This window comes from Streptomyces reniochalinae (genome assembly GCF_003323735.1).
Classification (GTDB): Bacteria; Actinomycetota; Actinomycetes; order Streptomycetales; family Streptomycetaceae; genus Streptomyces; species Streptomyces reniochalinae.
In genome coordinates, this window is sequence record NZ_QOIM01000050.1 from 1 (window position 1) to 22,456 (window position 22,456).

Sequence of the window (22,456 nt, forward strand, 5' to 3'; positions counted from 1 at the left end):
TCCTGGATGCGTTGGCCCAGTACCGTCAGGCGCAGGGTCTTCCCGGTGTGTCGTTGGCGTGGGGGTTGTGGGAGGAGGCCAGTGGCATGACCGGTGCCCTGACCGGCACCGACCACGACCGTCTGACCCGGAGCGGCCTGGTACCCCTGACCACCGAAGAGGGCATGACCCTGCTCGACACCGCCTTGGAACGACCCGACGACGCGTTCCTGGTGGCCGCACACCTGGACAGGCGCGCCCTGCGGAGCATGGCGGAGGCCGGGAGGCTCGCGCAGCTGCTGCGCGGCGTCGTCGACGGGCCCGTACGTGGTTTTGCCGGATCGTCGGCGGGGGCTGCCCCGCTGCTCCGTCGCCTGTCAGGACTTCCGGGGCCGGAGCGGGAGGCGGCGCTGCTGGAGCTGCTTCTCGAAGAGATCAGCGCGGTGCTCGGGCACGAGTCGGCCCGCGCGATAGACCCCGAGCGCGGTTTGCTGGACATGGGCTTCGACTCGCTGTCCGCCCTGGAGCTGCGTAACCGGTTGACGGCGGCGACGCGTCTGCGGTTCCCGTCGACGCTGGTCTTCGACCACCCGACGCCGCGGCGACTCGCCCGCCATGTGGCGGGGCTGCTGTCCGCGAATTCCCCGAACGGCGAAGAAGCGCTCGACGGAGCGAGCGGCAGTGGGCCGGACAGCGACGGTGACGTTCGTGCTGCCCTCGCCGCGATTCCGTTGGCGCGGCTGCGGGAGGCGGGGCTGATGGACGAGTTGCTGCGGTTGGCCGGGCGCGGGCCCGTGTCCGCTGAGCCGGTGGCGAGTGACGAGGAGCGGATCGAACACATCAAGGACGCCGCACTGGACGACCTCGTCCGGATGGCACTGGCGGATGGTGAGGAGTAGCCGGAGCTGCGGGGATGGGTCGAGTAGCCGGAGCTGCGGGGGCGGGCCGAGTAGCGGGTGCCGCGGGGGCGGGCCGGCACGTCGGCCCGCCGGGACCGTCTCCGGCTCGGCGCACCCCGCGACAGCGGGCGCGCGAGGCGGCCTCGCGGGGGCGTGCCCGACGTGCCCGCCCGCCCCCGCGCGCAACAGTGTGCGAGCTCAGGTTCGCTCAGGATGGGCCCGAGCTCGCACAAGGCCAGGCCGGACCAGGTGGCCGACCGGGCACTACACCACGGAGGCAGCAAAAAGCCGGCCGTTCCGCAGGGGGAGGCCGGCGAATGAGGTGTGGGGAGAGGAAGGGAAGCAGCAGGAAGGAGGTCTAAAAGAACGCAAATTCTGCTCGCGTGGTGAAGAGCACGGTGTCGGGCAGTGGATAATGGACGGTCCAATCCGCGTCCATCAACTACCGCGAAGAGAGCTCTATGTTGGCGCGAGTCCTGCGCGACCCTGTACGAAGTCACCTTACACCATTGCTGCTTCTCGTGCTACTCCAGCTCGTGCAATCGGTGGCCACTCTTTATCTGCCGACGCTCAACGCCGACATCATCGACAACGGCGTACTGAAGGGGGACACGGGCTACATCCTTCAGATCGGCGGCTGGATGCTGGCGGTGACGGTGTTGCAGGTCGCTTGTGCGTCCGGTGCGACCTATTTCGCCGCGTTCACCTCCATGGGCGTGGGGCACCATATCCGTGCCGCGGTCTTCTCCAAGGTGCAGCGCTTCTCCGCCCGGGAAATGGGGCGGCTGGGTACGTCGTCGCTGATCACGCGTACGACGAATGACGTGCAGCAGGTGCAGATGGTGGCCCTGCTGGCCCTCACGGTGATGGTCTCCGCACCGATGATGGGCATCGGCAGCATCGTCATGGCCCTCGGGCAGGACGTCCCGCTGTCGGGGCTGCTGCTGGCTCTGGTGCCGGTTCTCGGAGTCCTGATCGCGCTGCTGATGAGGCGGATGCAGCCGTTGCAGCGCGCGGTGCAGCGGCGGATCGACACGATCAACCGGGTCATGCGCGAGCAGATCTCCGGGGTCCGCGTGATCCGCGCCTTCGTCAAGGACAGGCACGAGCAGCAGCGGTTCGCACAGGCGAACGAGGATCTGCTGGACGCGAGCATGCGGACCGGCCGGCTGATGGCTCTGATGGTCCCCGTCGTCATGCTGACGGTGAACGTGTGCAGCGTCGGTGTGGTCTGGTTCGGTGCACAGCGCATCGACAGCGGCGGTATGCAGATCGGTGCGCTGACGGCCTTCCTCAGCTACCTGGTCCAGATGCTGACCTCCGTCGTCCTGGCCACGTCGATGTTCATGCTGGTGCCGAGGGCGACGGTGTGCGCGGAGCGCATCGAGGAGGTCCTGACCACGGAGCCGAGCATCGCTCCTCCCACCGCGCCGCGGCGTGAGACGCACCGGGGCGGGCGCGTGGAGCTGCGCCGGGCCGGCTTCTTCTACCCGGGCGCCGAGGCGCCTGTGCTACAGGACGTGGATCTGGTGGCCGAGCCGGGTGAGACGGTCGCCGTCATCGGGTCGACGGGCAGCGGGAAGAGCACGCTGCTGGGGATGATCCCACGGCTGTTCGACGTGACGTCCGGGCAGGTGCTCGTCAACGGTGTGGACGTGCGGGAGATGGATCCGGGCACGCTCACTTCCCGCATCGGGCTCGTCCCGCAGGCGGCGTACCTGTTCACCGGGACCGTCGCGTCCAACCTGCGGTACGGCAGGGCCGAGGCGACGGACGCGGAGCTGTGGACCGCGCTGGAGGTGGCGCAGGCGAAGGACTTCGTCGAGCGGATGGAGGACGGCCTCCAGGCGTCCGTCTCGCGCGGCGGCACCAACCTCTCCGGCGGGCAGCGGCAGCGGCTGGCCATCGCGCGGGCGCTGGTGCACCGTCCCGAGATCTTCCTCTTCGACGACAGCTTCTCCGCGCTGGACTACGCCACAGACGCGGCGCTCCGCGAGGCGCTCGCGTGGCACATTCCCCAGGCAACGGTGATCAACGTGGCGCAGCGGGTGAGCACGGTCCGTGAGGCCGACCGCATCGTGGTCCTCGACCAGGGCCGTGTGGTGGGTTCGGGCACGCACACCGAGTTGGCGGCGGCCAACGCCACCTACCAGGAGATCCTCGCGTCCCAGCTCACCGAAGAGGAGGCGGCATGAGCGCCAAGCAGCCGGACTCGAAGCGCGGCTCGTCGCAGGGCGGCGCCCTGATGCGGCTCACCGGTGGGGGGCCCGCGCAGCAGACGGCGGACTTCAAGGGGTCGGCCAAGCGCCTGATCGGCCTGTTGCGGCCTGAACGGCGCTTTCTGTACGGGGTGTTGATCCTCGGGCTCGTCGGTGTGTCGCTCACGGTCACCGGGCCGAAGCTGCTCGGGCACGCCACCGACCTGGTCGTCGCGGGTGTCGTGGGCCGGGGGATGTCCTCGGGGGTGTCCAAGGAGCAGGCGATCGACGGGCTGCGCGAGCAGGGCCGGGGCGGCGTCGCCGACATGCTCGGATCCGTCGACTTCGTGCCGGGCCAGGGCATCGACCTGGGTGCCGTGGGACAGGTCGTGCTGCTCGTGCTGGCGCTGTACGTGGCGTCGGGCGTGTTCGGCATCGTGCAGAGCCGCCTGATCACGGCGATCGTCCAGCGCACCGTCTTCCGGCTGCGCGAGGCTGCGGAGGCGAAGCTGTCGCGGCTGCCGCTGTCGTACTTCGACAAGCAGTCGCGCGGTGACGTGCTCAGCCGTACGACCAACGACATCGACAACATCCAGCAGACGTTGCAGCAGACGATGGGGCAGATCGTCACCTCGCTGCTGAGCCTCGTCGGGATCCTGGCGATGATGCTGTGGATCTCTCCGCTGCTGGCGCTGGTGGCGCTGGTCGTGGCGCCCTTGTCGGTGTATCTCACCAAGGTCGTCGGCAAGCGTGCGCAGGGGCAGTTCGTCCAGCAGTGGCGTTCGACGGGGAAGCTGAACGCGCACATCGAGGAGACGTACACCGGCTACGCGCTGGTGAAGGCGTACGGGCACGAGGACGAGTCGGCTGAGACGTTCCGCGAGGAGAACGACGCCCTGTTCACGGCGGGGTTCAGGGCCCAGGCGCTCTCCGGGATCATCCAGCCGATGATGATCTTCATCGGGAACTTCAGCTACGTGCTGGTGGCGGTTGCCGGCGGGCTGCGTGTCGCCTCGGGGGCGCTGTCGATCGGTGACGTGCAGGCCTTCGTCCAGTACTCGCGGCAGTTCAGCCAGCCGCTCACGCAGATCGCGAGCATGTCGAATCTGGTGCAGTCCGGAGTCGCCTCGGCCGAGCGCGTCTTCGAGCTGCTCGATGCGGAGGAACAGTCCCCCGACGGGGTGTGGGTGGCGCGGCAGGGCGCCCTCGGGCAGGTCTCGTTCGAGGACGTCTCGTTCCGCTACGAGCCCGAGCGGCCGCTCATCGAGGGCCTGACGCTGTCGGTCGAGCCGGGGCAGACGGTGGCGATCGTCGGCCCGACGGGGGCGGGGAAGACCACCCTGGTCAACCTGCTCATGCGGTTCTACGAGCTCGACGGCGGCCGGATCACGCTGGACGGCGCCGACATCGCCTCGATGTCGCGGGAGAGCGTGCGGTCCCGCATCGGCATGGTCCTCCAGGACGCGTGGCTCTTCGGCGGCACCATCGCGGACAACATCGCGTACGGCAGCGAGAACGCCACGCGCCAGCAGGTCGAGGAGGCGGCACGGATGGCGTACGCCGACCGGTTCATCCGCACCCTGCCCCAGGGCTACGACACGGTGCTCGAGGACGAGGGGAGCGGGGTGAGCGCGGGGGAGAAGCAGCTCATCACCATCGCGCGCGCCTTCCTGTCCAACCCCTCGATCCTGGTCCTGGACGAGGCCACGAGCTCGGTGGACACCCGTACGGAGATGCTCGTCCAGCAGGCGATGAGCCAGCTGAGCACCGGTCGGACGAGTTTCGTGATCGCGCACCGGCTGTCCACCATCCGCAACGCGGACGTGATCCTGACGCTGGAGTCGGGTTCGATCGTCGAGCAGGGTACGCACGAGCAACTGCTGGCGGCCCGGGGAGCGTACGCGCGGCTGTACGCGGCGCAGTTCCAGGAGGCGGCGACCGAACCCCAGTGAGCCGCGGCCGTGCGCCGGCGGCGACGGCACGGCGTGCCGCGGCTCCTCCCCCACGAGTGGTGGAGGAGCCGCGGCGTCCCGCAGGTGGTGCGAGGCGTGCGCGGCTCCGCTCAGCGCGGGCTCAGCCCGAACGGCGCCAGTACGCGCAGCCCGGGTCCACGAAGAGCAGCTCGTCCTCGATCCCGAACTTCTCCCGGTACTCGTGCACCGCTTCCTTGCAGGCGGGAATGGCGTAGTCGTCGATGATGACGTAGCCGCCCGTGGAGAGCTTCGGGTAGAGGTGGGTGAGCGCGTCCATGGTGGACTCGTACAGGTCGCCGTCCAGCCGCAGGACGGAGAGCTTCTCCACGGGCGCGTCGGGCAGGGAGTCGCGGAACCAGCCGGGCAGGAATGTGACCTGGTCGTCGAGCAGGTCGTAGCACCGGAAGTTGGCCTTCACCTGCTCCTGGGAGATGCCCAGCACACCGTTGTGGCGGTGCAGCGCCATCTTGTGGTCGACAGGGTGGCCGTCGTCGGCGACCTCGGGGATGCCCTCGAAGGAGTCGGCGACCCAGACCGTGCGGTCGGTCACGCCGTGTGCCTGGAGGACGGCGCGGGCGAAGATGCACGTGCCGCCGCGCCACACTCCCGTCTCGATGAAGTCTCCCGGCACGCCGTCGGCGAGAACCTGCTCGAGGCATTCGCGCACGTTTTGCAGACGTGCGAGGCCGACCATGGTGTGAGCCACGGAGGGCCAGTCCTGGCCCTGGGAGCGCATGTCCTTGTCGTAGGACTCGTGCGCGTACCAGGGCCCTTGGGGCGGGTCTTCGTAGATGACGTTGGTGAGGACCTTCTTCATCAACTCGAGATAGTGGCTCGTGTCGTTCATCGATCACCCCTCAGTGGTGTCTGCGCGGTGCGGTCGGGACCACGCCGGGTGCCGGAGATCGACCGCGGAGCCGCCAGGCAGGACGCCTTCGGCGCGAAGCTATAGCGCCTCCCTAAAGCACCCCCAATCGATGAGTACGGCAATTATCCGGCCTGCCCACGACATGCTGTACACGTCTGCGGATTTCCTCCCCGCCCGCGCTCGGACGGGTTAGCCGAACTTAAGAGCCGTGGAAAAGCATGGCCTCACGAGCGGTGCGGCGGAACGCGCCCGCTTTTCTGCCCGGAGTTCGCGTCCAGGCCCGACGATCGGAGATTTCGGTTGCAGTGTGACGTCGTCGTCGTCGGTGGTGGTCCCACTGGGCTGATGCTGGCCCGCGAACTGGCGCTGCAAGGTGCGTCCGCCGTGGTGTTGGAGAAGGCGCCGGAACCGCGGACGGAACCCAAGGCGAACGGTCTCGTGGGACAGATCGTCGAACTGCTGCACTATCGGGGGCTGCTGGACCGCTTCCGCCCCGAGGCACAGTTCGCGGGCCGGGTTCCCGCCTTCACGTTCGGTTCCGTTCCGCTGCCGCTGGCGCGGCTCGGTGACAGCCCGTTGCAGTTGCTGGCCCTGCCCCAGCCCCGGTTGGAGGCCCTGCTCACGGAATGCGCGATGGAGCGGGGCGTCCCGATCCGGCGCGGCTGCGCGGTGCAGGGCCTGGCGCAGGACCGCGACGGGGTGACCGTCCGGCTGCGCGGCCCGGTCGGAGAGGAGCACGTGCGCGCCTCCTACGTGGTGGGGTGCGACGGCGCCCACAGCACGGTGCGCGGGCTCGCCGGCATCGAGTTCCCCGGCACCACGAAACCGGACGTGACGAAGATCGGTCACGTGACGCTGCCGCCGGAGGTCGTCGCCACGGACGGCAACGGGCTGGAACTCCCGGCGACCGGGCCGCTGCCGCTGGGCTGGCACCACACGGACCGCGGCCGGATCGGCGTGATGTCGACGCGGCCCGGCGTGCACATCGTCACCGTCACCGAGAACGACCCGGCCGGAGCCGATCCGGCGGCCCCTCTGACTCTTGAGGAGCTGCGCTCCGGCGTGGCGCGGGTGCTCGGCGAGGACGTGCCGATGACCGAGGCGCACTGGCTGTCCCGCGTGGTGAACCAGAGCCGCCTCGCCGCCCGGTACCGTGCAGGGAGGGTGCTGCTGGCGGGTGATGCGGCGCACCTGTTCCCGGCCGGCGGGTCCTCGTTGAACGTCGGCATGACGGACGCGGTCAACCTGGGCTGGAAGCTCGCCGCGGTACTGCGTGACGGCCCCGGCGCGCTGCTGGACACCTATCACGACGAGCGGTATCCCGCAGCGGAGCGCACCCTGGCGCAGACGGAGGGGCAGGCGGTGATGATGGCCTCTTCCGAGGAGGCCGCGGCGCTCCGCGAGCTGTTCGCCGAACTGGTGTCACACGACGCGGCGCTGCGCCACATCGCCGAGCTGATCCACGGGTCCGACATCCGCCACGGGCAGTACGGGGAGCACCGGGCGGACGGGCAGCACGGGGAGGGCGCCGACGCGGACGCCCATCCGCTGGTCGGGCGACTGGTTCCCGATCTCTCCTTCGACGCGGAATCCGGCGGCCCCTCCGGGGTGGCCGAACTGCTGGCCGAGGGGCGGCCCGTGCTGCTCGACCTCGCGGGCCGCACCGCGGTCGCGGAGGCCGGATCGCGCTGGGCGAAGCGGGTCGAGCCGGTCGCGGCGCGCTGTGCAGGTGCGGCGCCTGCCGACGCCCTTTTGATCCGTCCCGACGGCTGGGTCGCGTGGGCGCCCGTACCAGGAGAGACGGACGCGGCGGTGCGCGCCGGACTGACCCGGGCACTGCGCTTCTGGTTCGGCTCCCCTGACTGATTCCCCCGGACACCTCGGACGTCCCGGACGCACACCGCGGTGAGGGCGCGCGGAACCGGCACGCGAGCACGCCGACCGGTGCACAGGAACCGCTCTACCCGTTACTCGCCCGTACGGTTCCGGTCGCACCCCCTATCCGACTCCTGTCCATGCCGATCGGCGACAGTAGGGGCAGGTTAAGGGTGCCTGTCGCAGGTGCACCTCGGCGAGCATCTGTCGTGCCGACCGAAAACACAGGGCTCTTCCGGACGGGACCGATACCTCGTCGTGCGCAGACCCCTCACGCGGAAGGGGGGCGCGTGCAGTTGGAGAACCGAGCGGCTTGTCCGTGCGAGGACTCGCCCGTGTCCCGCTTCCGTGCCGGCGAAGGGAGCCGCGCGCACCGAGTCGCCGCAGGCCCTGTGCGAGCCGGTGTCGGTGACACACATGAGGCGCGGGTTCGCGCCGATTCCAGACACGGGGAAGGACCGAGGCAGATGTCATCACTGTCTGAAGCCCAGTTCGGACCGGCGGCGTCCGCAGCCGGAGAGCGCGTGGGGCGCGGCGGGCCGCCGCCCCTCCGCTCCCGGGGAAGGCACCGCGCGCCGGCGCACGCCGGAGGGGGTGCGCGATGAGGTATGAGCTGCTGGGCACGCTCCGCGTCGCCGAGGGGGACGAGGTGCGCACCCTCGGTGCCCGCAAGATCGAGACCGTGCTGGCCGTACTGCTGATCCGCGCCGACCAGGTCGTGACGTTCGATCAGATCATGACCGAGGTCTGGGGCGACGACCTGCCGCGGCGGGCCACCGCGGGCCTCCACGTCTACATATCCCAGCTGCGCAAGTTCCTCAGCCAGCCAGGGCACCGGGAGAACCCCGTGGTCACCCGCACCTCCGGGTACACCCTGCGCACAGGCGACGACGAACTCGACTTCCGCGTCTTCCTCGACAAGGTCAAGCAGGGCAGGGCCCGCGTGCGCGAGGAGCAGCACGAGGAGGCCGTCGAGTGCTTCGAGGAGGCGCTGCGCCTGTGGCGCGGGCCGGTGCTGGGGGACTTGCAGAACGGCCCCATCGCCGACGGCTTCGCGGCATGGCTGGAGGAGACCCGCCTGGAGTCGGTGGAGGTGCTCGGGGAAACGCAGCTCCAGCTGGGCCGGCACCGCGAACTGGTGGGGTGGCTGTACTCGTTGACGACGGAGCATCCCTTGCGGGAGACGTTCTACCGCCAGCTCATGCTGGCGCTGTACCGCTCGGAGCGGCAGGCCGACGCGCTGCGCGTGTACCAGACGGCACGTGCGCGGCTGAACGAGGAGCTGGGGCTGGAGCCGTGCAGGGCACTCCAGTCCCTCCACCAGTCGATCCTCACCGCCGACGCCCGGCTCGACCCTCAGGCGCAGCCGGTCTCCGCCTGACCACCGGTCCCGGAGGCCGGGCGGCCCGGGTTCATCCGGCCGGGCCTGCGGGGCGAGGGGCGCCCGCGAGCCGGCGGCGTACCGCCAGCGCGCCCCTGAGCAGGCCGATGACGGCGGCCGGCACGGAGCGCTTCGCCCGCATGCGCAGCAGGGTGGCCACGCACCACAACTGCGTCTCCCGCACGTGGTGCGGTGCTCCGTGCAGGTCGTCGAGTTCGAGGGTGCGGCAGTCGGCCACGCACTCCGCGAGAGTGCGCGGGTCGGCGGGTGGGATGATCTCGTCCCGCCCGCTGGCCACGTAGCCCACGGGGATCTCCAGCCCGGACAGCTGCTTTCGGGACAGGGCGAACCCGGCGAGCTCCTCCGGGAGGGCGCCGTCGGAGGCGCCGGTCAGGTGGGCCAGCGTGTCGGCGGTGATCCGCGGCACGCGGGGCCACCATTCGCGGTCGGTGAAGAACGCGTCCACGGGCGCACCCGTGGTGACGATCCCCCGGATCCTGTCGTCCTCGGCGGCGCACCGCAGCGCCAGGTTTCCGCTGAAGCTCAACGCCATCGCGTACGTCTGCGACACGTCGGCGCGGCCGGCGAGCGCGTCGAGGATCCCGCTGAGCATCCTCCAGCTGTCCGGCTCGTACCGCTGCGCGTTCTCGCCGACACCGGGAAGCTCGGTGACGAGGGCGGCGAAGCCCTGCCGCGCCAGCCGGGTGAGTGCGGGCCCCCACTGCTCCTTGACGGTCACGATGCCGCCCATGACCACCAGCAGCGGGGCCCTGCGTGCGCCGTCGAGCCCCGCGGCCCAGCACGCGACCCGTCCGCCGGGCAGGTCGAGTTCCAGACGCTCGATGCCGGACCCTCGCGACCTCCACTGCTCGTACGCGCGTACGCAGCGGTCCTGCGCGTCCTGGCGTGCCGGTCCGTCGACGTACGGGAAGCGGGCCATGGCGTAGTGCCGGCCGGCCTCCAGCAGCCGTCCGCCGCGCTCGTGCGCCTCACCCGCCCTGACCCACTCGCCCACCCACGAGCCCGGTGCGTCACCCTCGTCGGTCCTGATCCCGGCCAGCAGTTCTTCCTGGCCGGGGATCTGCTGGCCGCGGGCGTGCACGACGACGAACCGCTTCAGCTCCTCCACGTCGTTCATGAGCCCACCGCCTCCTGGCGGGCAGCGGTGTCCGTGCCGCCGTCGCCGTCCTCGAAAGCTTCCAACGCGTACTTCATCTCGGCGAGCACGTCCGCCGCCTCCGCCCCGTCCAGGACCCGGTGGTCGAAGGTCAGCGACAGCGGCAGCACCGGTGCGACAGCCAGCGCTCCGTCGCGCACGACGGGCCGGTCGGCGATGCCGCCCAGGCCGAGTGTGATCGTGGTGCCGCCGACGGAGTGGAACGAGGTGACGGGCCGGTGGCCCAGCGAGGACACCGAGAACGTGCCGTTCGTGGCGATCCTGCGGCGCAGGGGACGGGTGGCAAGGCGGTACACGAGCCGTCCGAGCGGCACCGGGAGACGCTGCAAGGAGCGCACACCCGCGAACTCGGGCAGCTGCTCGGCATCGCCTTCGCGGTGGTGGGCGATGCGCTGCCCGATCTCCTCCAGGCTCAGCCGATGCAGGTCGCCCAGCACCGCGGCGAGAACGACGCGGCGTCCGTTGAGCCTCTTGTCCAGCGCGAGCTTCCCGGCCACCGTGGGGTAGCGGGTGACGCGGGGCCGCAGCAGGCCGCGCATCGCGGCGTTCGCCTCGGGATGAGCGGCCAGCACGCGTGCGGCGACGTACAGCACGTACGCCACCGTCGAGGTGTTCTCGCCCGCTTCGCGCGCCGCACGCTGGTGGCGCCGCACCGCGCTCATGTCGACGTCGGCGCCGAGGAACACCGGCGAGAAGGCGCGGATCTCCCGGAGGAAGTGGGCGGTGTGCCGGCGTTCCCTGGGGAAGGGTTCCGCCCTCATGTCCCGTGCTCCCGTCATGCGTCGACCGCCAGCTCGTGGACGTCGCGCAGGGTGCTCGCCTGTAGCGCGTCGGCGAGCAGGATGCGCCGCCCGGCCTGCTGTTCCAGTGCCGTCACCAGGGTCAGGAGGAACATGGAGTCCCATCCGGGGAGTTCGTCGACGTGCCGGTCGGCGTCGTCCGTGGTGACGTTCAATCCGAGCTCCTGGGAGACGAAGTCGAGGAACTCGTCGAGCGTGGTCACTGGGGGCTCCTTTCACAGCTCTGCGTGAGGGGCAAAGCTTCCCGTGAGGTGCACGTGCGGCGGTGGGGCCGGCACGTGGTGCAGGTCGTGGCGGAAGGCGGCCGTGGTCCCGTCGTCCGTGACCTCGGTGAAGCCGTGTGCGGTGTAGAGGCCGGCGACCTTGCCGTTCTTCGCGGTTCTGCGGTACGTGCCGGTCACCGAGGTGGCACCGGTCTGGCGCGCGTGCCGCAGCACGGACGACAGGCAGGCTTGCTCGATGCCGCGGGAGAAGACCCGGCAGCTGAGCACGAAGTTGTCGATGTGCAGCCGCTCCCGCTCACGGCGCAGGAAGAGCGCGCCGACGAGACCGTTGTCCCCGAAGCGGTCGCTGCTGTGCACGGCGAGCACCTGCGTGTCCCCCGCGGCCATCAGCTCACCGACTTCGGCGGGCTGCATGCGCACCGTGGTCATGTTGAACTGGTTGGTGCGCAGCGTCAGCTGGGACACCCGAGGCAGCTCCGCGGGGCCGGGCGCCGCCAGCCGTACGGTCACCTCCAGTTCCCGCAGGTAGTCCTCGACGGAGGAGAAGCCGTCGAGGAAGTCCCTGCGGTCGGCCTCCTGCCGGTAGCGGGAGACACGCGCGTGGTCCTCCGAGGTCAGGCGCAGGGAGTCGAACCAGCCGTCGCGCAGCAGGCGGGTGGTGTGCAGCGCCGGCTCGTCGTCCACCGCGACCACGGTGACATCCGGCAGCTCCCGCCGCACCAGTCCACGTTCGTAGGCGCTGTCGTCGACGAAGACGAAGGCGTCCGTGCCGAGGTTCAGCGCCGCGGCCGTCTCCGCTATCGCCTCGTGTTTGGGCCCCCAGCCGGCGGCGATCCGCACGAAGTGCTCCTCGCCGAGCCTCATACCCGGGTGCTCGCGCAGCACCCGGCGTACGGGTTCGACGTCGTTCTTGCTGGCCGCCGCCAGCAGCACGCCTTGCGAGGCGAGCTGTTCGACCACGTCCTGGAAGGCCGCGAATGCCTCGCCGCGGTAGCTGCCGGAGACCTCGATCCCGTCGGGGCCGTCGTCGCCGAGGACGCCGCCCCACACCGTGCCGTCCAGGTCGAGGACGAGGACCTTCTTCGTCCTGCCTGCCACGTGCCGTGCGAGGTGCCCCACCTCGCGCGCGTACTCCGCCAGCAGCGGGGGAGACAGCCCGGCCTTGGCGTACACGCTCAGCCGCACGTCCTCCGCCGCGACGCCGGCCGCCACGAGCGGATCCAGGTCGAGCACGGCCAGGGAGGGGCGGTCCTCGGCGAGCCGCAGCAGGCCGGTGTTGAACTCGCGCCACACCGCGCCGAGCCGTGCGCGGGAGCGGTGGTCGACAAGCTGCGCGGTGAAGCGCCGGGGCAGCGGGACGGTGTTGAGGACCAGCGTGCCGTCACACGAGTCGGCGAACCGGTCGGCCAGCCCCTCCAGCAGGGCGAGCTTCTCCGCCGCCGCGCGCTCCACGTCGTCGGGCTGCCAGGGCGTCGCCACCTCGTCGAAGACGACGGCCGCGTCCAGCACGCACAGCGCCACCTCCGGGCGGGACGCGTACAGGTCGCTGCCCGGATCGCCCAGGTCGAAGACGTAGCTGTCGAAGTCGGAGAGCCGCGCCCGCAGCAGCAGCCCGTGCCGGGCGAGCTCGGCGGTCAGCGCGGGAAGCAGGGCGCCCAGCGTCCCGTGGCCGGTCACGGCCACGGTGAGCGCGGGGACGGCCGGGTGCGCGGCGACGATGTGGTCGGGGTCCAGGCGGCTGAGGAGGTTCCCCGCCCTGAGCAGCTCGGGCCCCGTCATCCCGGCCAGCAGCCGCTCGACCTCAGGGTAGCGGGGGACGAGTTCGTCCTGCCGGTGCATCCGCAGCAGCACGTCCGCGGGGGAGTCGGCGCCCCCACCGTCGGGGGCAGCAGGTTCGGCGGCCATGTGCTCAGCACACCTCCAGCGCGAAACCGGCCTTGATCCATTTGCTGGACTCCACCGCGATGCCGACGGCGCGGTCACCCTCGCGCATCCGGGGCAGCGCCTGCTCCAGCTGGAACCAGGGGGCCGCGTTGCCGGTGTTGCCGATGTCCGCGACGACGCTCACCTCGGTGGCGCCCGGCAGATCCAGCCCGCCGACGATGCGCTCCGTCATCCTGCCGCCGAGCTGCGGAGGCAGCAGGAAGTCCACGTCGGTCTCCTTCCAGTCCAGCTCGTCGAGGAGCTCGTCGAGGACTTCGCACGCCATGGGCGGTACGGATTCCTCAATGGCCTTGTACTCCTCACGGACGGCCTGCCGGTCGGTGTGCCGGTCGGCGCGGCCGAACCACTCGACGAGCTGCCCGGGCTCCCGCCCCAGGCCCACCAGCCGCTGGGTGACCCCGCGGAGCACGGGCGTGCCGGGCACCGGATCGGTGCCGAGCACCACCGCCCCGGCGCCGTCGCCGAAGAGCACGCCGTTGATCTGCTCGGACGTCGGCAGCTTGGCGACGTCGACCGTCAGGTCGAGGTGCTTGGCGCAGCTCTCGGCCCCCACGACGAGGGCGGTGCGGCGGCCGCCGGACAGCAGCATCGTGCGGGCCAGTTCCAGGGCCTGGAGCGCACCGCAGCAGCCTGACTGGAGCTGGTAGGTGGGCACGCCGTCGACGCCGATGCGGTCGGCGACGACGTTGACCGTCGCGGGCATCAGCAGGTCGGGTGAGGCGGTGCTGGCCACCATCAGATCGATGTCGCCGGCCCCCAGACCCGCGGCCTGAAGCGCCCGCGAGGCCGCGGCCTCGCCCATGTCGGCCAGCGACCAGCGCACCTGCCCGGTCTCCAGGTCGGTCGCCAGGTGGCGGCTGCGTGTCCCCACGAAGGTGTCGATCCACTCCTCCCACACCGGCGGCATGGAGAACCGCCGCGTCAGTTCCGCGTTGTCCACCGGTGGCCCGGGGAGCACGGTCCCAGCAGCGAGGACGTGGATGTCGCGACGGTCCATTCTCTTCCTTCCCGATGTCGGTTGCCAGGTTCGTCCCGCTGCCTAAAGCGGCCCTAGTCGAGGGCTCAGGGCGCACCCGGCCCCGCACCGCTCCCGTGCGGCTTCGGCGGCACTGTGGGCGCGCTGCGGGTGCGGTGGCATGCGGCAGGTGCCGCCTCAGCCGGCCGCGGGGCCGAACCACCGCTCCAGCGCGGCGCGCAGTCCGGTGCGGTCCGCGTCCGCGTCGCCGCCGTCGGCTGCCCAGGCGACGCGCCCGTCGGGGCGCAGCAGCACCGTGCGCGCACCGATGCGCTCGGTCGGCTCCGCGACGACGACGTCGACCCTGTCCTGCCAGCCGGTGACGTCGGCCGACTCGGACACGGCGCCGGTCGGTGCGAGGAGGACCCCGTGTCCCGGCAGCAGGAGCCGCGCCAGGCTGGTCTCCTCGCCGTCCGCGGTGCGGAGGGGGATGTCACCCGGCCGCTGTCCGGTGAGGGCGTGCGCTCCCGGCCCGCCGTCCTCGCCGTCCTGGCTGCCCTGGCTGTCCTCGTCGGCGGAACCGAGGGGGTACCGGCTGTCGAGTCCGCCGACGGCCCGCACGAGGTGCGCGTTGACGTCGTCGTACTCGATCAGTTCCCGCAGCAGCTCGCGCACGGGGGCGGCCCGGTCACCGGGCTGCATCAGCGCGGCCTGCGCGCCCGTGACGGCGCAGGTGCGGGCACCGACCGGGCGGCGTTCGCTCTCGTAGGTGTCCAGCAGGCCCGCCGGAGCCCGGCCTCGCACGTCGGCGGCCAGCTTCCAGCCGAGGTTGACCGCGTCCTCGATGCCGGTGCTCAGGGCCAGCCCGCCGAGCGGGAACTGGATGTGCGCGGCGTCGCCGGCCAGGAACACGGACCCGCTGCGGTAGCTGTCGGCCTGGCGCGCCCTGTTGAACCAGCGGTCGAGCCAGTGCGGCTTGTCCAGCGTGACGTCGTCACCCGTGATCCGCCGGGCCAGGCGGCGCAGCTCCTCCACGGTGGCCGGTGCGTCGGGATCCGGCGGCCTCACCCCGAACTCCCCGACGGTGACCCGCAGGGTGGAGGGGCTGGTGGGCGCCACCGTGAACAGCCCGTCGGCGTACTGGTGCGCACCGAGGCGTCCGAACAACTCGTCGGTGAGATCGAAGTCCCCGACGATCCCGTAGAACGGCGTCTCCCGCCCGGGAAAGGCGATGCCCGCCGCCTCTCGCACGGTGCTCGCCTCGCCGTCGCAGCCCACCAGGTAGCGGCAGTGCAGCGTCCGTTCGGCGCCGTCCGCGCGCACCCGCACCCGCACGCCGTCGCTCTCCTCGTCCTGCGCCACACCGGTGATTTGGTGCCCGCGGCGGATGTCGGCGCCCGCCTCGACGGCCCGCTCCTCCAGCCGATGCTCCAGCCGGGTCTGCGCCACCATGAAGTTGTACGCGCGCTGCTCCGGCAACTTCGCCGGGTCCAAAGGCAGGTGGGCGAAGAACGCCTGTGGCAGCTCCATGCCCTCCCCGCGGAGCGCCTCCATGACGCCGCGCTGCGTGAGCAGCTCCACGACGGTGGGGTTGATGGCCATGCCCGGGGAGGTCGTGCGCGGCTCATCCCGCTGTTCGAGCACGACCGTCCGCACGCCCGCTGCGCTCAGCTCGCCTGCGAGCATCAGCCCTACGGGTCCTGCGCCGGCGACGGCGACGATGGGACTCATGCAACTCTCCTCGGTTCTGGGCCGTTCAGGGTGTCTGTCACGTGGGGGGCGGGCGGCGGGATCGCTCACGACCCGGTCAGGGGCCCGCCATGGGGCCCGGTGGTATCGGCCGCAGGATCCGCCGCGGGGGACGGGCCGATGGCGGCGAGTTCCGCGCTCAGGTGGTGGGCGAGTGCGTGCGGCGTCGGGTGGTCGAAGACCGCGGCCGGTGTCAGCGCGAGCCCGGCCTGCCGGAGCACGGAGCTCAGTTCGAGCGCGCTCATCGAGCTGAGCCCCAGGTCGAACAGGTTCGCGTCGGCGCCGAGTGCCTCCGCTGCCAGCCCCAGGACGGCCGCGGTACGGGTGCGTATCTCCTCCAGCAGCACGCCCGGCCGCTCGTCCTCGGGCGTCTCCCGCAGCCGCCGCAGCAGCAGGGAGTCAGGCGGTGTGCCGTCAGGGGCGGCCTGTGTGCCTGCCACTTCCCGCAACAGCGGGTCGACCTTGGCGCCGGCCGTCGGGGAGACGAACCGTTCCCAGTCCACCTCGGCCACGGTCAGCAGCGGCTCGTCGTCCTGGTGCGCGGCGTGCGCCAGCACGTCCATGGCGAGATCGGGCACCGTGGTACCCAGCCCGACCAGCGCGAGAGCGTCGCCCGAGTCAGTGCCGGCACCGGCCGCGCCATCCGGCACGGTCGCGGCGGGGGGCACCGTCGCGTACGGGCCCCAGGAGACCAGCAGCGCCGGGAGGCCCCGCGCACGGCGCCGCCGCATCGCCGCCTCCACCAGCGCGTGGCCGAAGACGGCAGGCCCTGGTGGCACCGCGTCCGTGGGCGCTTCCTCGCCCTGCCCGAAGATGCCGAGGCCGGGCGCGGAGCGCAGCACGGCGAAGGCGTCCAGCTGTGCGTCGGCGGTCAGCTCCTCCAGAGTGCGCACGGCTGCCTCAGCCGCCTCGGCCGACTCGGCGTCCACCACGCCGGTCAGCGGCTCGTGTCCACCGTCGGCGGGCTCCAGCAGCCGTGCCAGTGCTTCACGTTCGGTCGCCCGTGCGGTGGCGTACCTCCAGGTCACGCCGAGTTCGTCCAGTGCGGTGGTCAGTCCCTTGACCTCCGTGCTGCTCTCCTCGGCCGTTCCTGCCAGCAGCAGGTGCGCGGCGCCGTGCGCGGCGAGCCACCGGGCCGCGGCCGTGCCGAGGACCGTGTCCGCACCGGTCACCAGCACGCTGCCGCGCGGCTGCCAGGAACGGGACGGCGGCGCGTCGGACAGGCCGGTGCGCGTCAGCCGCGGTGCGTGGGCCCCGGTGTCACGGACCGCCACCTGGTCCTCCCCGCTGCCGCCCCCGAGTACGGCGGACAGCAGCCGTCCGCCGCCCTCCGTCAGGGCGAGCGGCAGATCGACCGCGCCGCCCCACAGCCCGGGCCTCTCCACCGCGAGCGCGCGCCCCGCCGCCCACGCACGCGCCTGCGAGGGGGCGGCCGACGGGTCGCCGCACGGGACGGGCACGGCACCACGGGTGGCGATCCACAGGGGGGCGCGCACGCCTGCGTCCTCCATCGCCCGTGCGATCAGCGCCGTCCGATCCCGCTCGCCGTGCTGCCGGGCGGTGCCCGCGTCGGACATCGCGTCGGGGCCCGCGTCCCGCTTCGTGTGGGGCCCCGCGCCGTGCTCCGCGGGGGGCCGTGCTTCGGGCGTTGCTCCGGGTCCCGCTTCGAGCGCCGCGAGCCAGAGCGCCCCGGCAACAGGGCTTGTTCCGGTGCCCGTGCAGCGGCGCAGTGCCCCGGACAGTGATTCCGCGCGGCCGTCCGGACCGCTTCCGCGAAGAGGTCCGACGGGCACCTGTACGGGCTGTGCCCCTGCCTCCCTCAGTGCCGCGTCGGCCGCCGCCACCAGCGGGTCGCCGGACGCCTCTTCGGGTACGAGGAGCAGCCAGCTGTCCCGCAGCGGCGCGGGCGGGGCCTCCATGGCCAGCCGCGTCCAGCGCGTCCGGTAGCCCCAGGTGTCCCGCCGGCGCCACGCGGAGAGGTTCGGCAGCACCGTCCGCAGCGAAGCCCGCTGCTCGGAGGTGAGGCCGAGGGCGGCGGAGAGCCGGTCGAGGTCGGTGGTCTCGACCGCCTGCCAGAAGACGTCCTCCGTGCGGTTCGTGTGCTCGGCAGCCGGCTGCTCCAGCCAGTGGCGCTGCCGCTGGAAGGGGTAGGTCGGCAGCTCCACGTGTGTCCCCGAGGACGCCACGAACACGCGCGCCCAGTCGACGCGGTGGCCGGAGGCGTGCAGTCGGCCCAGCGCGGTGAGCAGCGTGCGCCTCTCGGACCGCCGGGCGCGCAGCAGCGACACCGTCACCGGTTCGGCGCCGTCGTCGGGCACGCAGTCCCCGGCCAGCGGGGCCAGCGTGGCGTCGGGACCGAGTTCCAGATAGCGGGTCACGCCCCGCTCGTGCAGCGTGCGCACGCAGTCGGCGAACCTCACCGTACGGTGCACGTGACCGGCCCAGTGCTCGGGCGAGCCCAACTCCTCGTCCGTCGCGACGCGTCCGGTGACACCGGTGACGACGGGGACCCGCGCGGGGGAGTAGGACAGGGTGCGCGCGACGGCGCGGAAGCCGTCGAGCATGCCCTCCATGTGGGGGGAGTGGAAGGCGTGGCTCACCTTCAGCGCCCGCGTCCTGTGCCCCCGCCCCTTCCACAGGGCGGCGAGCTCAGCGACGGCGTCCTCGTCGCCCGAGATCACCGTGGCGCGCGGCCCGTTGACCGCGGCGACCGCGACCCGGCCCTCGTAGTCCACCAAGGAGGCGCGTACGTCGTCCTCGGCCGCCCGTACCGACACCATCGCCCCGCCTGGCCGCCCCCGCTCCGCCATGAGCCGACCGCGCGCCGCGACCAGGGTGCACGCGTCGGGCAGCGACAAGACGCCCGCCACGTGGGCCGCCGTGATCTCGCCCAGTGAGTGGCCCGCGACGAGGTCGGGAGCGACGCCGAAGGACTCGGCGAGGCGGAACTGCGCGGTTTGCAGGGCGAACAGCGAGGTCTGCGTGTAGAGGGTGGTGTCGAGCAGCTCGGCACGCGGCTCCGCGGGGTCGGCGAACGCCACGTCGCGCAGGGGGTGTTCCAGCTCGGGGCCCAGCAGGTCGCAGACCTCGTCGTACGCCTCGGCGTACACGGGAAAGGCTTCGTAGAGCTCACGGCCCGCGCCCGGGCGTTGGCTGCCCTGCCCGGAGAAGAGGAACGCCGAGGCGCCGCCCGCCCGGACGGTGTCCACGACGAGGGACGGGTCGGGCTCGCCCCGCGACAGGGCCTCCAGGCCGCGCAGCAGCGCCGTGCGGTCCTCGCCGATCACCACGGCCCGCCGGTCGAAGTGGGTGCGGCTGGTCGCCAGGGCCCTGGCGGCATCGGCCGGGTCGAGCGCGGGGTCCGCCAGTACGCGGTGGCGCAGCTGTTCGGCCTGGCTGCGCAACGCCTGCTCGTCGCGGGCCGAGACGGCCCAGGCCACCGGGCCGTCCTCGCTCGCAGCGGTACTGGCGGTACGTGCCACGCTCGGGGCGCCGACGGTGTTCGCGTCGCTTGGAGTGCTCGGGCCGCCGGCGGTACGAGCGGTGCTCGGGGTGCTCAGGATGGTGGCGTCACCGGATTCGGAGCCGTCGCACTCCGGCTCCGCCGCCGAGTCCTTCGGGGGAGCGGGTGCGGCTTCGAGGATGAGGTGGGCGTTGGTGCCGCTGATACCGAAGGAGGAGATCGCAGCCCGGCGGGGGCGCCCGGTCTGCGGCCAGTCGGTCGTCTCGGTCAGCAGTCGCACCGCGCCCGTCGACCAGTCGACGTGCGGGGTGGGCTCGTCCACGTGCAGTGTGCGCGGCAGCACACCGTGCCGCATCGCCTCGACCATCTTGATCACACCCGCCACACCGGCGGCGGCCTGGGTGTGCCCGATGTTCGACTTCACCGATCCCAGCCACAGCGGCCGATCCGCCGGCCGGCTCCGCCCGTAGGTCGCCAGCAGCGCCTGCGCCTCGATCGGGTCGCCCAGCGTGGTGCCGGTGCCGTGCGCCTCCACCGCGTCGACATCCGTTACGGTCAGCCGGGCGTCGGCCAGCGCCTGCCTGATCAGGCGCTGTTGCGAGGGCCCGTTCGGCGCCGTCAGGCCGTTGCTCGCCCCGTCCTGGTTGACCGCGCCGCCACGGATGACGGCCAGCACCGGATGCCCCTGCTCGCGGGCCGTGGAGAGACGTTCCAGCAGCACGACCCCGGCACCCTCGGCCCAGCCCGCGCCGTCGGCTGCGGCGGCGAAGGACTTGCACCGCCCGTCGGGCGCCAGCCCGCGCTGCCTGCTGAACTCCACGAACACCCCGGGGGTCGCCATCACCGTGACGCCACCGGCCAGCGCCGCCCCGCACTCGCCCCGGCGGATCGCCTGGCAGGCGAGGTGGAGTGCCACGAGCGACGAGGAGCAGGCGGTGTCCACCGTCACCGCGGGGCCCTCAAGGCCGAGCGTGTAGGAGATGCGTCCCGAGGCCACGCTGCCCGCGCTGCCGTTGCCGAGATACCCCTCGAAACCCGCAGGCGGGCGCGGGTACATCCGCGACGCGTAGTCGTCGTACATCACGCCCATGAAGACGCCCGTGGCGCTGCCTCTGAGGGAGGCCGGGACGACACCGGCCCGCTCGATCGCCTCCCAGGCCGTCTCCAGCAGCAGCCGCTGCTGCGGGTCGATCGCGGTCGCCTCGCGGGGGCTGATCCCGAAGAAGTGCGCGTCGAAGTACGCGGCGTCGTGCAGGAAGCCGCCCTCGCGGCTGTACGACGTGCCCGTCCGCTCGGGGTCCGGATCGTAGAGCTGGTCGAGGGGCCAGTCGCGGTCGGTGGGGAACTCCGATACCGCGTCGGTGCCCTCGCTCACCAGCCGCCACAGCCCCTCAGGACTCCGCACGCCCCCGGGGTAGCGGCAGCTCGCCGCGACGATCGCGATCGGCTCGCGATCGGCCTCCTGAAGCTCCTCCAGCCGCTGCCGGGTGCGGTGCAGGTCGCCCGTGACCCACTTGAGGTAGTCGACGAGCTTGTCCTGGTCGGTCACGTCCATTGTTGATCCTCAAATCCGTCTCGCTGAGCTCGCCGGCGCGTTGCGATGGCGACCCGGGAACCCGCTCAGGCGCCTCTCAGCTCCTTGTCGATGAAGTCCAGGACCTCGGCGGCCGAGGCGCTGCTCAGCCGCTCGTCGACGTCTGTCTCCGTCCGGCGGGGCGCCTCGCCCCAGCGCGCTGCGAGGGCGCGCAGCCGCCGCGCCACGTCCGCGCCACCGTCACCGCCGTCGTCCGCGGGGAGCGAGTCCAGCGCGGCTTCGAGCCGGTCGAGTTGGGCGAGGACCATGTCGGACGGATGGGCCTTCGGCGGTGCGATGTGTTCGAGCAGGTAGCCGGCCAGCGCCTCCGCGGTCGGATAGTCGAAGACCAGCGTCGCGGGCAGCGAGAGTCCTGTGAGGGCAGCCAGCCGGTTGCGCAGCTCCACCGCGGTGAGCGAGTCGAAGCCGAGGTCCTTGAACGCGCGGTCCGGGTCGACGTCCTCCGCGCTGCTGTGGCCCAGTACGGCGGCGACGGTGCCGCGCAGGCTGCTGAGGACCGTCTCGTGCTGTGCTGGGGCGTCCAGCCCCGCCAGCCGTTCGGGCAGCGACCGGCCCGCTCTTTCGGCCCGCCGGGCACGCGCCGGCACCAGGTTCCGCAGCACGGTGGGCAGCAGTCCCCCCGCGGCGTGCCGCCGCAGCGTGGGCAGGTCCAGCTGCGCCGGGACGCGGACGGGTGGATGCGGGGTGGCGAGCGCGGCATCGAGCAGGGTCATGCCCTCTTCGGTGGTCAGGGGTACCAGGCCGCTCCGGGTCAGACGGTCGTGGTCGGTGCCGGTCAGGGCACCGGTCATGCCACTGGCCTCCTCCCACAACCCCCACGCCAACGACACACCGGGAAGACCCTGCGCCTGACGGTACTGGGCCAACGCGTCCAGGAAGGTGTTGCCGGCCGCATAGTTGCCCTGACCCGGAGTGCCCAGCGTCCCGGCGACCGAGGAGAACAACACGAACGCCGACAACCCCGCCCCCCGCGTGAGGTGATGCAGATTCCAGGCCGCGTCCACCTTCGGCCGCAACACCCGCGCCAAACCCGCCGGGGTCAGCGAGCCCAGCGTCGCGTCCTCCAGCACCCCCGCGGTATGGAAGACCGCACTCAACGGATGCTGCGCCGAAACGGTGGCCAGAAGATCGGCGAGCGCGTCCTGGTCGGCCACATCACACGCGGCCACCTCCACCCGCGCCCCCGCGGCCTCCAGGTCGGCCACCAAGTCGGCGGCACCCGCGGCGTCCATACCGCTGCGGCTGACCAGCAACAACCGCTCCACCCCGTACCGGGCCACCAGATGCCGCGCGGTAGCCGCACCCAGCACACCGGTACCCCCGGTCACCAACACCGTGCCCCCGGCACCCAACCCCCACAGACCACTGTCAGCCGGG

The 22,456-nt window shown here is 72.0% G+C and carries 14 protein-coding genes; 5 read left to right on the forward strand and 9 right to left on the reverse strand.

Annotated elements, in window-relative coordinates; all coding sequences use genetic code 11:
• The 3 genes from DQ392_RS31775 to DQ392_RS31785 form a co-directional block, all read left to right on the forward strand.
• The coding region (locus DQ392_RS31775; RefSeq protein WP_220182679.1) for a beta-ketoacyl reductase at positions 1–878 on the forward strand (878 nt) is incomplete at its 5' end.
• Positions 879–1,339: 461 nt separating this feature from the next.
• Positions 1,340–3,073 (forward strand): ABC transporter ATP-binding protein, encoded by a 1,734-nt coding sequence (locus tag DQ392_RS31780; RefSeq protein WP_114019173.1) that lies wholly within the window; start codon positions 1,340–1,342, stop codon positions 3,071–3,073.
• On the forward strand, positions 3,070–5,028 hold the full coding sequence (locus DQ392_RS31785) for an ABC transporter ATP-binding protein (RefSeq protein WP_114019174.1): 1,959 nt from the start codon (positions 3,070–3,072) through the stop codon (positions 5,026–5,028). Before DQ392_RS31780 ends, DQ392_RS31785 begins: the two co-directional genes overlap by 4 nt.
• Before the next feature lie 121 nt (positions 5,029–5,149).
• Here DQ392_RS31785 and DQ392_RS31790 read toward each other — a convergent pair whose 3' ends face one another.
• Complete coding sequence (locus DQ392_RS31790) at positions 5,150–5,896, reverse strand: TylF/MycF family methyltransferase (protein ID WP_114019175.1); 747 nt, start codon at positions 5,894–5,896, stop codon at positions 5,150–5,152.
• A 321-nt stretch (positions 5,897–6,217) separates the two neighbouring features.
• Between DQ392_RS31790 and DQ392_RS31795 the strand changes: the two genes are divergently transcribed.
• Together DQ392_RS31795 and DQ392_RS31800 are read left to right on the forward strand one after the other, a co-directional pair.
• Positions 6,218–7,783 (forward strand): FAD-dependent oxidoreductase, encoded by a 1,566-nt coding sequence (locus tag DQ392_RS31795; RefSeq protein WP_220182680.1) that lies wholly within the window; start codon positions 6,218–6,220, stop codon positions 7,781–7,783.
• Between the two features lie 610 nt (positions 7,784–8,393).
• On the forward strand, positions 8,394–9,173 hold the full coding sequence (locus tag DQ392_RS31800) for an AfsR/SARP family transcriptional regulator (RefSeq protein ID WP_114019177.1): 780 nt from the start codon (positions 8,394–8,396) through the stop codon (positions 9,171–9,173).
• Positions 9,174–9,204: 31 nt separating this feature from the next.
• On the opposite strand, the gene DQ392_RS31805 is transcribed toward DQ392_RS31800, so the two are convergent.
• The 8 genes from DQ392_RS31805 to DQ392_RS31840 form a co-directional block, all read right to left on the reverse strand.
• Positions 9,205–10,311 (reverse strand): alpha/beta fold hydrolase, encoded by a 1,107-nt coding sequence (locus tag DQ392_RS31805; RefSeq protein ID WP_114019178.1) that lies wholly within the window; start codon positions 10,309–10,311, stop codon positions 9,205–9,207.
• Positions 10,308–11,111, reverse strand: coding sequence for a 2-oxo acid dehydrogenase subunit E2 (locus DQ392_RS31810; protein ID WP_181856657.1), 804 nt, complete (start codon positions 11,109–11,111; stop codon positions 10,308–10,310). Before DQ392_RS31810 ends, DQ392_RS31805 begins: the two co-directional genes overlap by 4 nt.
• Before the next feature lie 14 nt (positions 11,112–11,125).
• Complete coding sequence (locus DQ392_RS31815) at positions 11,126–11,353, reverse strand: acyl carrier protein (RefSeq protein ID WP_114019180.1); 228 nt, start codon at positions 11,351–11,353, stop codon at positions 11,126–11,128.
• 12 nt (positions 11,354–11,365) lie between these two features.
• Positions 11,366–13,279, reverse strand: a complete 1,914-nt coding sequence (locus DQ392_RS31820; RefSeq protein WP_114019181.1) for an HAD-IIIC family phosphatase — start codon at positions 13,277–13,279, stop codon at positions 11,366–11,368.
• A 4-nt stretch (positions 13,280–13,283) separates the two neighbouring features.
• Entirely contained in the window at positions 13,284–14,315 is a 1,032-nt protein-coding gene (locus tag DQ392_RS31825) for a 3-oxoacyl-ACP synthase III family protein (protein WP_114019182.1), read from the reverse strand.
• A 156-nt stretch (positions 14,316–14,471) separates the two neighbouring features.
• A complete protein-coding gene (locus DQ392_RS31830; protein WP_114019183.1) occupies positions 14,472–16,004 on the reverse strand; it encodes an FAD-dependent monooxygenase in 1,533 nt (510 codons plus the stop codon).
• Between the two features lie 65 nt (positions 16,005–16,069).
• Positions 16,070–21,040 carry a type I polyketide synthase gene (locus DQ392_RS31835; RefSeq protein WP_114019184.1) on the reverse strand — a complete coding sequence of 1,657 codons (4,971 nt, stop codon included), beginning with the start codon at positions 21,038–21,040 and terminating at the stop codon, positions 16,070–16,072.
• A gap of 65 nt (positions 21,041–21,105) precedes the next feature.
• The coding region (locus DQ392_RS31840) for a type I polyketide synthase (RefSeq protein WP_147266607.1) at positions 21,106–22,456 on the reverse strand (1,351 nt) is incomplete at its 5' end.

Coding starts and splice junctions, on each gene's coding strand:
- DQ392_RS31780 (WP_114019173.1), top strand. CDS start 1,340: ATGTTGGCGCGAGTCCTGCGCGACCCTGTACGAAGTCACCTTACACCA.
- DQ392_RS31785 (WP_114019174.1), top strand. CDS start 3,070: ATGAGCGCCAAGCAGCCGGACTCGAAGCGCGGCTCGTCGCAGGGCGGC.
- DQ392_RS31790 (WP_114019175.1), bottom strand. CDS start 5,896: ATGAACGACACGAGCCACTATCTCGAGTTGATGAAGAAGGTCCTCACC.
- DQ392_RS31800 (WP_114019177.1), top strand. CDS start 8,394: ATGAGGTATGAGCTGCTGGGCACGCTCCGCGTCGCCGAGGGGGACGAG.
- DQ392_RS31805 (WP_114019178.1), bottom strand. CDS start 10,311: ATGAACGACGTGGAGGAGCTGAAGCGGTTCGTCGTCGTGCACGCCCGC.
- DQ392_RS31810 (WP_181856657.1), bottom strand. CDS start 11,111: ATGAGGGCGGAACCCTTCCCCAGGGAACGCCGGCACACCGCCCACTTC.
- DQ392_RS31820 (WP_114019181.1), bottom strand. CDS start 13,279: ATGGCCGCCGAACCTGCTGCCCCCGACGGTGGGGGCGCCGACTCCCCC.
- DQ392_RS31825 (WP_114019182.1), bottom strand. CDS start 14,315: ATGGACCGTCGCGACATCCACGTCCTCGCTGCTGGGACCGTGCTCCCC.
- DQ392_RS31830 (WP_114019183.1), bottom strand. CDS start 16,004: ATGAGTCCCATCGTCGCCGTCGCCGGCGCAGGACCCGTAGGGCTGATG.
- DQ392_RS31835 (WP_114019184.1), bottom strand. CDS start 21,040: ATGGACGTGACCGACCAGGACAAGCTCGTCGACTACCTCAAGTGGGTC.